Annotated in this window: 9 protein-coding genes; 4 read left to right on the forward strand and 5 right to left on the reverse strand. The window is 66.5% G+C overall.

Annotation, left to right across the window (positions count from 1 at the left end; translation table 11 throughout):
* Nucleotides 1-18 precede the first annotated feature (18 nt).
* Nucleotides 19-1,530, forward strand: coding sequence for a glycerol kinase GlpK (glpK, locus tag G394_RS0111290; protein ID WP_028577748.1), 1,512 nt, complete (start codon nt 19-21; stop codon nt 1,528-1,530).
* 186 nt (nt 1,531-1,716) lie between these two features.
* Nucleotides 1,717-3,465 (forward strand): GNAT family N-acetyltransferase, encoded by a 1,749-nt coding sequence (locus G394_RS0111295; RefSeq protein WP_028577749.1) that lies wholly within the window; start codon nt 1,717-1,719, stop codon nt 3,463-3,465.
* Between the two features lie 92 nt (nt 3,466-3,557).
* Here G394_RS0111295 and G394_RS0111300 read toward each other — a convergent pair whose 3' ends face one another.
* Complete coding sequence (locus G394_RS0111300) at nt 3,558-4,205, reverse strand: HAD family hydrolase (RefSeq protein WP_028577750.1); 648 nt, start codon at nt 4,203-4,205, stop codon at nt 3,558-3,560.
* Nucleotides 4,206-4,450: 245 nt separating this feature from the next.
* Between G394_RS0111300 and G394_RS0111305 the strand changes: the two genes are divergently transcribed.
* A complete protein-coding gene (locus tag G394_RS0111305; protein WP_028577751.1) occupies nt 4,451-5,050 on the forward strand; it encodes a peroxiredoxin in 600 nt (199 codons plus the stop codon).
* Between the two features lie 138 nt (nt 5,051-5,188).
* Nucleotides 5,189-6,325, forward strand: a complete 1,137-nt coding sequence (locus G394_RS0111315; RefSeq protein ID WP_028577752.1) for a PQQ-dependent sugar dehydrogenase — start codon at nt 5,189-5,191, stop codon at nt 6,323-6,325.
* Nucleotides 6,326-6,545: 220 nt separating this feature from the next.
* On the opposite strand, the gene G394_RS0111325 is transcribed toward G394_RS0111315, so the two are convergent.
* From G394_RS0111325 to G394_RS0111340, 4 genes are read right to left on the reverse strand one after another with little or no spacing between them, the layout of a single operon-like run.
* Entirely contained in the window at nt 6,546-8,498 is a 1,953-nt protein-coding gene (locus G394_RS0111325) for an amylosucrase (protein WP_028577753.1), read from the reverse strand.
* Nucleotides 8,498-9,340: an HAD-IIB family hydrolase gene (locus G394_RS0111330; RefSeq protein ID WP_028577754.1), complete on the reverse strand. Its 843-nt coding sequence runs from the start codon at nt 9,338-9,340 to the stop codon at nt 8,498-8,500. The genes G394_RS0111325 and G394_RS0111330 overlap by 1 nt, the downstream gene beginning before the upstream one ends.
* A complete protein-coding gene (locus G394_RS0111335) occupies nt 9,337-11,490 on the reverse strand; it encodes an HAD family hydrolase (protein ID WP_028577755.1) in 2,154 nt (717 codons plus the stop codon). The genes G394_RS0111330 and G394_RS0111335 overlap by 4 nt, the downstream gene beginning before the upstream one ends.
* Nucleotides 11,487-12,446 (reverse strand): PfkB family carbohydrate kinase, encoded by a 960-nt coding sequence (locus G394_RS0111340; RefSeq protein WP_084435562.1) that lies wholly within the window; start codon nt 12,444-12,446, stop codon nt 11,487-11,489. The genes G394_RS0111335 and G394_RS0111340 overlap by 4 nt, the downstream gene beginning before the upstream one ends.
* Between the last annotated feature and the right edge of the window lie 330 nt (nt 12,447-12,776).

Raw genomic sequence — 12,776 nt, forward strand, 5'->3', positions numbered from 1 at the left:
CTTTCTTCGGAGGAGAACATGGCCCGCTACGTAGGAGCAGTCGACCAGGGGACAACCAGCAGCCGCTTCATCATCTTCGACGAGCACGGCCGCATCGTGGCCATGGACCAGAAGGAGCACGAGCAGATCTACCCCCGGCCCGGCTGGGTCGAGCACGACCCCATGGAGATCTGGAACAACACCCAGGACGTCATCCGCGGGGCCCTGGCCAAGTCCGGCATCAAGGGTTCCGAGCTTTCGGCCGTGGGCATCACCAACCAGCGCGAAACCACGGTGGTCTGGGACCGCTTCACGGGCAAGCCCTACTACAACGCCATCGTCTGGCAGTGCACGCGCACCCACGACATCTGCAAGGAGCTCACGGCCGACGGCGGCCAGGACCGCTTCCGGGCCGTGACGGGCCTGCCCGTGGCCACGTATTTCTCCGGCCCCAAGATCCGCTGGATCCTGGACAACGTGCCCGAGGCCCGCGCGGCCGCCGACAAGGGCAACGCCCTGTTCGGGACCATCGAGACCTGGATCATCTGGTGGCTGACGGGCGGACCCAAGGGCGGCGCCCACGTGTCCGACGTGACCAACGCCAGCCGGACCATGCTCATGGACCTGAAGACCCTGGCCTGGGACGAGGACATCCTCAAGGTCATGGGCATCCCGGCCCAGGGTCTGCCGCGCATCGTGCCCTCGTCCGACAGCGCCACCTGGGGCCCGACCAGCGAGGACGGCCCCCTGGGCGCGCGCGTGCCGGTCTGCGGCGCCGTGGGCGACCAGCAGGCGGCCCTTGTCGGCCAGACCTGCTTCGCGCCGGGCGAGGCCAAGAACACCTACGGCACGGGCTGCTTCCTGCTCATGCACACGGGCCACGAGCCCATCCAGTCCCGCCACGGCCTCATCACCACCCTGGCCTACCAGTTCAGCGGCCGCAAACCCTCCTACTGCCTGGAAGGCTCCATCGCCATCGCCGGCGCCCTGGTGCAGTGGCTCCGCGACAACCTGCAGATGTTCTCCTCGGCCCCCGAGATCGAGCACCTGGCCCGCCAGGTCGAGGACACGGGCGGCATGTACATCGTGCCGGCCTTCTCGGGCCTCTACGCCCCCTACTGGCGCCCCGACGCACGAGGCGCCATGGTCGGCCTGACGCGCTACATCAACCGCAACCACATCGCCCGCGCCGTGCTCGAAGCCACGGCCTACCAGACCAAGGAGATCGTCGAGGCCATGAACAAGGACTCGGGCGTGGAGCTGAAGACCCTCAAGGCCGACGGCGGCATGGTCTTCAACGAGCTGCTCATGCAGTTCCAGGCCGACATCCTGAACGTGCCCGTGGTGCGCCCCAAGGTGGCCGAGACCACCTGCCTCGGCGCGGCCTACGCCGCCGGCATCGCGTCCGGCTTCTGGTCCGGCCGCGAGGAACTCTACAACAACTGGGAAGAGGACAAGCGCTGGATCCCCGACATGGAGGAAACCCGCCGCGCGGCCCTCTTCGCCGGCTGGAAGAAGGCCGTGACCCGGACGTTTGACTGGGTGGAATAGGAGCATTCGACCGATATTGAAGGGGGGCGTGATTTCCGCATTGAAATCACGCCCCCTTTGCTATGGACTTTGGACATGTCAGGGGTACAATCCGGTCTGATCCGTGCCGATGCACGTTCCGCGTGAGCAGCGGGGCGCATCCGCCGGTGCGGGATCCGATTTTCGAAGCATGAAAGGAGCGCCCCCATGTTCCGCATCCGCCCCATCTACGACACCACGGTGCCCATCGACGCCCAGCGCGTCGAGCAGGTGCAGGCCATTCTGGCCGAACGGTTTCCGCTCATCGCGGCCTCCGAGGTGGCGAGCCTCCCGGCCACCCTCAAAAACCCGCTGGGCAAGGGGTACCGGACCATCGTCTTCGTGGCCGAGGGTCAGCGCCGGGTGGTGCAGGGATTCGCCCTGCTGTGCCATTTCTCGGACCTGCGCTTCTGCTACCTGGACTACCTCTCGGTCAGCCTGCGCCACGGCGGGCGCGGCGTGGGTTCGGCCCTGTACGAACGGGTGCGCGAGGAGGCCAGGGCCCTGGGCGACACGGCCCTCTTCTTCGAATGCCTGCCCGACGACCCGGCCCTGTGCCGGGACCCGGAGCTGCTGCGCGAGAACGTGGCGCGGCTGCGCTTCTACGAACGTTACGGGGCGCGGCCGGTCGTCAACACGGCCTACGAGACCCCCCTTTCGCCCGAGGACGACTGCGCGCCCTATCTGGTGGCCGACCCGCTGGACAAGCCCTTCCGGCTGACGCGCGACCGCGCCCGGCACGTCATCCGCGCCGTGCTGGAGCGCAAGTACAAGGGGAAATGCTCGCCTGAGTACGTGCGCATGGTCCTCGACTCCATCCCGCCCGGCCCCCTGGCCTTGCGCGATTTCCGCTACGCCAGGGAGACCGTTCCCGTGCGGCCGCAGGTCATCAGCGCCGACCGGCGCATCGCCCTGGTCTGCAACGAGAAGCATTCCATCCATCATGTGCGCGAGCGCGGCTACGTCGAATCGCCGGTGCGCATGAGCACCATCCTGCGCGAGATCGAGAAGTCCGGGCTGTTCGACCGCCGCGAGGCACGGCATTTCTCGGAGCGGCACATCACGCAGGTCCATGACCGTCAGTTCGTGTCCTATTTCAAGACAGTCTGCGCCGCGCTGCCCGAAAAGAAATCCGTCTACCCCTACGTCTTCCCCATCCGCAACGCGACCCGGCCGCCCAAGGAGCTGGCCGTGCGCGCGGGCTACTACTGCATCGACACCTTCACCCCCCTGAACGGCAACGCCTACGCCGCGGCGCGCGGGGCCGTGGACTGCGGCCTGACAGCGGCCGAGGAGATCCTGGCCGGCCGGCGCCTGGCCTACGCACTGGTCCGCCCGCCCGGACACCACGCCGAACGCCGGGCTTTCGGCGGCTTCTGCTATTTCAACACGGCCGCCGTGGTGGCCCAGCGCCTCTGCGCCCACGGCCGGGTGGCGGTCCTCGACGTGGACTACCACCACGGCAACGGCACCCAGAACATCTTCTACGAGAGAGGCGACGTGCTGACGGTCTCCATCCACGGGCACCCGAGCTTCGCCTACCCGTATTTCAGCGGCTTCGCGGACGAGATCGGCGAAGGGCCCGGTTACGGTTTCAACCGCAACTACGCCCTGCCCGAGAAGATGGACGGCGAGCGGTACGCCGAGGTGCTGCGCCGCGCCCTGGCCTTCATCGCCGACTTCGACCCGGCCTTCCTGGTCGTCGGCCTCGGGCTGGACCCGGCCAAGGGCGACCCGACGGGCACCTGGGACCTGCAGGCCAGGGATTTCCTGCGCAACGGGAAGCTGATCGGGGGCCTCGGAAGGCATACGCTGGTGGTGCAGGAAGGCGGCTACCGCATCCGGTCCCTGGGCGTGAACGCCGCCAACTTCTTTCAGGGGCTTTTCGAAGGCGCGGCCGTGGCGCGGAGGCGCTGAAATGGCCGGACGGCCGGCGCTCCTGCGAGAGCGCCGACCGTCCGGGGATGGGGAATTTCACCGTGGCGGGCCTGTTTGCCCGCGGCCGTTCATCAACCGAGCAGGTCCAGAAGCTCCATGGGGTGGTCGATGATCACGGCCGCGCCCGAGGCCCGCAACTCGTCCTCAGCCCGGAACCCCCAGGTCACGCCCACGGGGAACATCCCTGCGCCCACGGCGGTGCGCATGTCCACGTCCGTGTCGCCGAGGTAGAGGATCTCCTCCGGGGCCACGCCCAGGTGTCGGATGACCTGCCGCGGCCCGGCCGGGTCCGGCTTGACCGGGACGCCCGGCATCTGGCCCAGGGTCAGGGCGAAGTCCCAGTCCGGGAGGAACGCGCCCATGCACAGCTCGGCGAACTCCTGAGGCTTGTTGGTCAGCACGGCCATGGGGATGTTCCTGGCCGTCAGGGCGTCGAGCAGTTCGGCCACGCCGTCGTAGAGACGGGTCTTGACCTTCCAGTTCGCCTTGTATTCCCGCAGGAAATCCTGCAGACACTCCGCGGCCAGGTCCTGCCGGTCGGCAGGGAGCGTGCGCAGCACGAGGTTCCTGGCCCCGCTCCCGACGAAGAAGCGGTAGGCGTCCACGGGGTGGACGGGCAGGTTCCTGCCCGCCAGGACCCGGTTCATGGCGTCAGCCAGGTCGTCCAGGGTATCGAGCAGGGTGCCGTCCATATCAAAAACAACAGCCTTGTATTTCACCGGTCTTTCCTTGTTTTCATGTTCTTTCCGGGTGTCATGCTAAGCCATGGGGGCGGCCCGGCAGCAGGCCGCTCCCGAATTTCCCCGGTTGGCGCGCCCTTCCCGGCTTCGGGTCCGATGACCGTTACGATCCGGGGAATATATTAGACAAGGTTAATCTTTTACTTGACGAGAATGATTACTATTAATAAGAGCTTTCCATCACACATGCACAGCACTCTCGAACACGCATAAGGAGCATAACCATGAGCGTACTCGTCACCAAAACCGCACCCGACTTCACCGCCCCCTGCGTCACCCCCGGCGGCGGAATCGACGATTTCACCCTTTCTTCCCTGCGCGGGAAATATGTCGTTCTTTTCTTCTGGCCCCTGGACTTCACCTTTGTCTGCCCGACGGAGATCATCGCCCACGACAAGCGCCTCAAGGAGTTCCGCGAGCGCGGCGTGGAACTCGTCGGCGTGTCCATCGACTCGCAGTTCACCCACTTCGCCTGGCGCAACACGCCCATCGAACAGGGCGGCATCGGCCCCATCGGCTTCCGCATGGTCGCCGACGTCAAGCACGAGATCGCCAAGGCCTACGGCATCGAGCACCCCGAGGCGGGCGTGGCCCTGCGCGCGTCCTTCCTTATCGACCGCGACGGCGTGGTCCAGCACCAGCAGGTCAACAACCTGCCCCTGGGCCGCAACGTCGACGAGATGATCCGCCTCGTGGACGCCCTGCAGTTCACGGAAAAATACGGCGAGGTCTGCCCGGCCGGCTGGCAGAAGGGCGACACGGGCATGAAGCCCGACGCGGGCGGCGTGGCCGACTTCCTGTCGAAGAACGTCGAAAAGCTTTAAGTCATCCCTTCCCTCCCTGGGCGGCCGGTCTGACAGGAACCGGCCGCCCGTCCTTTTCCGGCCTCCCGCTTTCTTGCCAAACCGCCCTTGCGGGTTATGGTTAGAAGGATCGACCCAACCGCTTCCGGGAGGTCATCCATGAGCTTGCCCGCCATCCTTACGGGACTCCTTCCCGCCCTTCTTCTTGTCCTCGTCTGCGCAGTGCCCGATGCACCCGCGCAGGACTACTCGTCCACCCATCACCGCTTCCGGCTCTCGGTCGCGGCCGACGGCCTCGCCCATCCCTGGGCCCTGGCCTTTCTGCCCGACGGCGATATCCTGGTCAGCGAACGCGAGGGACGGCTGCGCGTCATCCGCCACGGCCGTCTGCTGCCCGAACCGGTGCGGGGCCTGCCCGACGTGCGCGTCATGGGCCAGGGGGGCCTCTTGGACCTGCTGCCCCATCCCGACTTCCGCACGAACCGTCTGCTCTATTTCAGCTACGCCGCCGACCTGGACGGCGGGGTCACCACCCACGTGGCCCGAGCCAGACTCGAAAAGGACACGTTGTCGGACATCGACGTGCTCTTCCGTGCCGAACCGGCCTCCGGGGGCCGGGTGCATTTCGCCGGCCGGCTGGCTTTCGACCCCCAAGGCCACCTCTACGTCAGCGTCGGCGACCGGGGTGAGATGGAGCGCGCCCAGCGCCTTGGGGACCTGGCCGGCAAGGTCGTCCGCCTCCACGACGACGGCCGCGTCCCTGCAGACAACCCCTTCGTGGACACGCCCGGCGCCCGGCCCGAGATCTTCAGCTACGGCCACCGCAACATCCAGGGCATGGCCGTCCATCCCGGGACGGGCGAAGTCTGGACCCATGAGCACGGCCCGCGGGGCGGCGACGAAATCAACGTCATCCGGCCCGGAATGAACTACGGCTGGCCCGTGGTCACCCTGGGCATCGACTACACGGGCTTCACCATCGGCGACGGACTGAAACACGTGCCGGGCATGGCCGACCCGCTGCATTACTGGATTCCGTCCATCGCTCCGTCGGGCATGGCCTTTTACGCTTCGGACAGGTTCAGCCGCTGGAAGGGGGATCTGTTCGTCGGGGCGCTGGTGCAGCGCCACCTGGTCAGACTGCGGCTGGCCGGCGAGGTGGTGGTCGAGGAGGAACGCCTGCTGGAGGACCTGGGACGGCGCATCCGCGACGTACGGGTCGGGCCCGACGGCAGCCTGTGGCTCCTGACGGACCACGACCTCGGACAGGTCCTGCGGCTCGACCCCCTGGACTAGAAGCGGAACCGCCCCCCCAGCTCCTGCAGGTGCCCGGCCAGTGCCGCCAGACTTTCGGCGCGCTGAAGGACCACCGCGCTTTCGGCCCGCATGGAGTCGGCGGCGGACGCTTCCGACCTCGATGGGGCCGCGTGAGGCGGGGAAAGGCGGGGTCTGGAGGGGTGAGCTTCTCCTCCCTCATCGACTGCGTTACGGACGCACCGATAGGGAGGAGACCGGCTCAATCGGAAAGCCAGAAGAAGGACAGGGGAGCGATGACGATCTCTCCTTCCTGCACGCGTACCGTTTCTCCTGTGCAGAGATCCGTCATGGCGCCGTGCTGGAAGAATCCGTGCACGGAGATGTCCTGGACCGCCATGGCCTGGGGCTCGACGTTGAAGTTGGCGGCCACCAGCACCCGGGACCTGCAGTTTTCGGGGTCCGTGCGCGCGTAGACCAGCAGGTTCGGGTTGCCCACGGCGATGATCTGGCGGTTGTCGAAGTCCGCGAAGGCCGGGATTTCCTTGCGCAGGGCGATGAGGTGCTTGAGGCCAGAGAAGATGCGCTGCTCCACCGTGCCGTTCTCGTGGCGCTTGTCCGCCTTGTCCCAGTCGAAGCGCGAGCGGTGCAGCCAGCGCGTGTCGTGCTGGGTGGCGGGGTTTTCCAGGAAATCCATGTTGTTCAGGGTGCCGATGGCGTCGCCGTAGTACAGCAGCGGCATCCCTCCGAAGGACAGGATGACGCCGTGCAGGAGGAGAATCGTCTTCACGGCCGCATCCACGGCCCCTTCGTCCCCGCTTTTCAAGGCCGTTTCGAGGCCCACGAGGGAGGCCAGGGAACCGGCGATGCGCGCGTCGCCGGTCTTTTCGTTGGTGCCGAAGGGCATGCCGCAGGACGGCGAGGCCGGGTAGTCCCCGGTGAAGTAGTCGATGAGGAAGGAGCGATGCAGGGCGGGATCGTAACCGGCCGCGCGCACGTCCTCGTCGTCGAAGCCCAGGCCGATGTCGTCGTGGCAGCGCACGTAGTTGAGCCATGTGGCCCGCTCCAGCTTCTGCGGCAGGTTGCCGACGCCCTGGACCAGGAGTTTCGCGTTCTTGGTGGCCACGGCGTCCCACAGCAAAGCCATGAGGGTGGCGTTGTAGGCGATCTCGCACTCCTTGGAGTAGATGGCATGCTCACCGAAGTACTTGGCTATCTCGCTCGGGGCGACGATGGCCTCGGCGATGAACAGCACGCCCGGAGCCGTAACCTGGCAGCAGTCCTTCATCAGGCGCAGGATGAGGTGCGCCTCGCGCTCGTTCTGGCAGGTGCTGCCGATCTTCTTCCAAAGAAAGGCCACTGCGTCGAGGCGCAGGATGTCGGCCCCCTTGTTGGCCCAGAAGAGGATGATGTCGATCATTTCGATGAGCACGGCCGGATTGCGGTAGTTCAGGTCCCACTGGTAGGAGTTGAAGACCGTCATGACCCACTTGCCCATGGCCTCATCCCAGGTGAAGTTTCCCGGTGAGGTGGCCGGAAAGATTTCGGGCATGGACTCCTCGTAGGCGTCGGGGGTCGCGCGGTCGTCGAAGGCGTAGTAGTACTCCTGATACGTCTTCTCCCCTGCCCTGGCCCGCGCGGCCCACTCGTGCTCATCCGAGGTGTGGTTGACCACCACGTCCAGAACCAGCAGCATCTCCCTGCTGCGCATGGCCCCCGATAGCTCCGTAAGGTCGTTCATGGTGCCGTACCGTTCGTCGATCTTCCTGAAGTCGCGCACGGCGTAGCCCCCGTCGTTGTTCCCGGTGGGACAGTCGAGGATGGGCATGACGTGAACCATGTTCACGCCGAGTTCCTGCATGTAGGACAGCCTGTCCTTGAGTCCCTTCAGGTCGTCGGCGAAGCGGTCGCAGTACAGGGTCATGGCCACCCACTTCTGGTTCAGGAACCAGTTGTAGTTGACCTCACGGGCTATGTCCGAGCGCCGCAGGACCGGACCGCGCTCGATGTAGCGCAAGGCCAGGGTCTCCACCAGCCGGACCATCTGGCTCTTGAAGTCGGGTCGTTCACCGTAGAGGAGCTTGAACAGCGAATAGATGGCGTAAAAGTTCGCCCCCAGGCGCGTGTAAAAGCGGCGTAACCTGTATTTGCCGATCTCGGGGTTGAGCTTGGCTAGAATTTCGTTCAGCAGTGCGTGGGATGCCTGTTCGTACATCAGTTCTCCTTGTTGCGTATGATTTCGCGCAGCCACGCGTCGATCTCGGGCCAGAAATGCGCGGCGCCCTCCAGAATGCCCGCGGCGTAGTTGCCGTTCATGCCCAGGTAGCCCCCGGCGACGTGCAGGGCGGCCCCCTTCTCCCGCGCCAGCAGCGTCTTGATGTCCCCGTCCGCGTTGGCCACCAGCACCGCCGGGATGTCGCTGGCCAGCACGTCGAGGTCGTTGCCGCTGTCGCCGGCGAACAGGGTGTCGCGGGGCCCGAAGCCCTCCCGGTCCATGAGAAAGCGGATGGCGGGCAGCTTCCCGGCCCGGGCCGGAAGCACGTCCAGAAGCCCCGCCCCGGCCAGGGTGTCCACGCTCCAGACCAGCCTGGCCCTAAGATGCGCCCGGCGCAGCCGAAGCCTCGCCTCGTCCATGAGCGTCCTGTGGTCGGCCTCCAGGGACACGTAATAGCTCAGCTTGTGCCGGCCCTGCTTCTCGTGTTCCTGCAGCTGCAGGCCGCCCAGGTCCGAGAGCAGGTCGTGAAGGTCCATCGAGGCGAGGCCCGCCCAGTCCGGGGCGAGGTGCTCGCTCCACTCGGCCCAGGGAGTCCACGGGTCCGTGCCGGTGAGATAGATGGTCGAGCCCACGTCGGCCACGGCGAAGTCCGGACTGGGCAGCCCGAATTCGAGGATGGCGCTCTCGACGAGTTCGCGGTGGCGGCCCGTGACATAGGCCAGACGGACGTCCGGGCGGGCCGCCAGGGCGGCGAAGAGGTCCGGGGCCTCGGGCGACAGGGGCTGCGGCCCGTTGGGGATGAGCGTCCTGTCGAGGTCGGTGCAGAGCAGGCGGCGCGTCACTCCCGCTTCTCCCCGGCTCCAAAGCCGTAGTACTCCATGGCCTCGAGGACCCCTTCGGCGTGGGAGGCCTTGGCGAAATAGATGTTGTCGACGCTGGCCAGGCCGGAAAGTTCCATGATGTGCCGGCTGTCCACAACGGTGCCCAGGGTGTTGCCGCGCAGCATGTCGGCGTCGGCGCCCGTGACCCCGGCGACCATGGTGTTTTCGAGGGGGAAGTCCAGATGCTCGGCGCACCAGCGCAGGGCGAGCCCCTTGGAGGCGCGCACGGGCAGCACGTCGAGGTACTGCTCGAAGGAGACGAAGACGTTCACGGCCTGATCGGCGCGCTGCAGGGTCTGTCTTATCTCCTGCTCGCCGACGATGTTGGTGTCGATGTAGTAGCTGATCTTGAAGTCGCTCTGGTGCTGCTTGGGCTGGCGGGTCAGGCCCGGCACGTCGCGCAGGGCGGCGCGCACCAGCCTCGGCGTCCAGAGGTGGTTGATGTGGCGCTGCCAGGTGGAGTCCTCGGTCAGGTTTGGGGCGTAGTGGATCTCGGTGCCCTGGCCGGAGATGAGGATGTCGGGCTGGGGCATGCGGTGCCTGCGCAGGGTGGCCAGGGCGTCGTCCAGGCGGCGGCCCGTGGTGATGCCGAAAATGACGGACTTGCGCAGGCGGTGAACGGTTTCCAGCAGCCGCCGCAGGGACGCCTCGTCGCCCAGCAGGCTCAGGTCCAGCTCCACGAACAGGGCCTGCCGACGCGTCAGCCCCTGCAGGATGAGTGGGCACGCCCGGGGCAGGGGTTCCGTCTTGTCCACCAGCGGCCGGATCACGTCGAGGTATTTGTCCACGTGGGCCTTCCAGGAGTAATGCCGGCTCACTCCCGCGATGCCGTTCGCGGCGAAACGCCTCCAGGACGCCCTGTCCGTGATGACGCGGAGCATGGTTTCGGCCATGGCCTCCTTGTCCAGAGGATCGACGAGATACCCGTTGCCGCAGTTGCCGATGATGTCCCGCGGTCCGCCGTCCTCGGTGGCCACCAGCGGCAGGCCGCAGGCCGCGGCTTCGAGCAGGGTCAGGCCGAAGGGCTCCGTCAGGGCGGGGTTGACGAAGACGCCGCGCGTCGCGGCGGCCAGACGGTAAAGAACGGCCACGTCGTCGGGCCGGTGATGCCTGGGATAGGCGACGCTGCCGTACAGATCGTGGCGGTCCACGGCCAACAGGATGTCCGTCAGCACCTCCCTGGCCCCTTCGTCCATGTCCTGGATGTCGTCGCGGTTGCCGGCCACGACGACCAGATTGGCGGCCTCGCGCAGCCGCGGCGATTCGCCGAAGGCGTCGATGAGGGTGACGATGTTCTTCTTCGGGTCCGGCCGTGACAGGGCCAGGATCATGGGCTTGGAGCTGCGCTTCAGGAACCGCCTGAGTTCCCGCCCGATGTCCGTGCCCCACTCGTTTTCCCGCGACGGGTAAAAGCGCGACATGTCCGTCCCGGGCGGGACGACGCGCATGCGCTCGGGCTGGTAGAAGTCATAGAGGCCGTACTGTTCCTCGACTTCCTGCCGGGTGCTGGTGATGACGCGCTCGGCCACGCTCAGGGTCGTCTCCTCGGCCTCAATGCGGCGCGAAATGTTGTACGTGCCTTCGAGCTGGAGGCGAGTGGCGCCGCTTGCCAGCAGCCGCAGCCGCTTGCTGCGGCCCAGCGAGTGGCCGGTGTGCACCAGCGGGATGCCGAGCTGGTTGGCCAGCCGTGCGCCGACGTACCCGGCGTCGGCATAGTGGCTGTGGATGACGTCGGGCATGCGGTCCTGACTGCGCAGGAAGGTCACGACGTTGTCGGAGAAGCTGTCGAGGTGGTCCCAGAGGAGCTCCTTGCGGATGTACCCTTCCTCGCCGCACTCGATGCGCACGATGGTCGCCTTTTCGGTCAGGGGCTCTTCCACGACGGCGTAATCCGGGCTGACCGCCGGGTCCACGACGCGCCGGGTCAGCAGCACCGCCCTTTCGACCTCCCGGCTCTCGCCCAGAGCCCGGGCCAGTTCCACTACGTACTTGACCTGCCCCCCCGTGTCCGCATCGCGGCCCAGTTCGGGGTCACGCCCACGGACCAGGCCGTGCACGCTCAGCAGCACGATGAACAGGGGCGCCTGCGTCATGCGCCTGCGGGCGCTCATGGGCTCCACTCCCGGAAAAAGGGCCGGTAAAACTCTGCGCTGTCCGGCACGGCGCCGCGAAGGCCGCAGATGGCCCTGGCGAAGGCGTCGGCCCGGTTCAGGGTTTCCGGCAGGGGCCAGCCGGACACGGCGCCGAGGATGCACACGGCAGCGAACCCGTCCCCGGCGCCCACGGCGTCGACCACGTCCGGCTGCTCGAAGGCCAGGGGCGTCGCGGTCCACTCCCCTCCATCCACAACCTGCCAGGCGCCCTCCTCGGCGCAGGTCACGATGGCGCGGCCGATACCGAAGTCGCGCATCAGCGCGCGTACGCGGTCTTCCTGGTCCTCCCCGTCCAGCCCGAGCAGGCGTCCGAGGGTCATGAGCTCCTCGGCGTTGATCTTGATGATGTCGGCCTGCGACAGCGAAAAGCGGATCGTGTCTTCCGTGTACCAGGGGGTGCGCAGGTTAAGGTCAACGAACCGGGGTGCGGGGGCCGCCGCGAGGACGGCTTCCAGGGCGCTACGCGAAACGCCCCCGCGCTGGCTGAGGGTGCCGAAGTAGACCATGGACGGCTCGCTGGCGGCCGCAGCCGAGCGAGCCGCTTCGGGATCGATGAAGTCGAACGCCTGTGCGGGCGGGATTTCGAAACGGTGCCCCCCCGTCTCCATGCGCACCTGCACCCGCCCCGTGGGGCGGTCGCCGTCGATCTGCACCGCCCGGGCATCCATGCCTGCCGAGGCCATGGCCGCGAGGATTTCCCGGCCCAAGTCGTCGTCGCCAACGCGGGAGACGAGCAGCGTGTCCAACCCGAAAGCGGCCAGATGCCGCGCGACGTTGAAGGGCGCGCCGCCGAGGACGCTGCGGTCGGGAAACACGTCGGCCAGGATCTCTCCGAACAGGACGACGGTTCGCCTTTTGGGTGCGGCGGAGTCCGTCTCTTCGGCATTGCGCCGGGGAATCTGTCGTGTGGTCATGCTCTCAATCCAATTCGTATGAGGTGAATGTTCCTGAAATACAATGTCATTATCGACTTCTCTATATTCTCAGCAAAAATGGTGCTCACAATGACGCAGCGATGGGCAGGAACCGAATGTCTGCGGGAAGCCCTGTCTGAAGGAAAAGGCGGAGGTGCGGCGAAGCGATGAATGCACAATGCGCTGGGTATATATTTTAGACCCATACATTGCGTTTTCGGATCGTGTCAACCTTGCGGTGATTGTCGGCACATGCCACGATATCCGGCCAAAGGTGCAGAACCCGGAAACCACGCTTTGCAAGGTTGGAAAGAATATTTGGACTGACGG

The sequence above is a fragment of the Desulfomicrobium escambiense DSM 10707 genome (assembly GCF_000428825.1).
Classification (GTDB): Bacteria; Desulfobacterota; Desulfovibrionia; order Desulfovibrionales; family Desulfomicrobiaceae; genus Desulfomicrobium; species Desulfomicrobium escambiense.

Coding starts and splice junctions, on each gene's coding strand:
- G394_RS0111325 (WP_028577753.1), bottom strand. CDS start 8,498: ATGTACGAACAGGCATCCCACGCACTGCTGAACGAAATTCTAGCCAAG.
- G394_RS0111305 (WP_028577751.1), top strand. CDS start 4,451: ATGAGCGTACTCGTCACCAAAACCGCACCCGACTTCACCGCCCCCTGC.
- G394_RS0111315 (WP_028577752.1), top strand. CDS start 5,189: ATGAGCTTGCCCGCCATCCTTACGGGACTCCTTCCCGCCCTTCTTCTT.
- G394_RS0111335 (WP_028577755.1), bottom strand. CDS start 11,490: ATGAGCGCCCGCAGGCGCATGACGCAGGCGCCCCTGTTCATCGTGCTG.
- glpK (WP_028577748.1), top strand. CDS start 19: ATGGCCCGCTACGTAGGAGCAGTCGACCAGGGGACAACCAGCAGCCGC.
- G394_RS0111295 (WP_028577749.1), top strand. CDS start 1,717: ATGTTCCGCATCCGCCCCATCTACGACACCACGGTGCCCATCGACGCC.
- G394_RS0111340 (WP_084435562.1), bottom strand. CDS start 12,446: ATGACCACACGACAGATTCCCCGGCGCAATGCCGAAGAGACGGACTCC.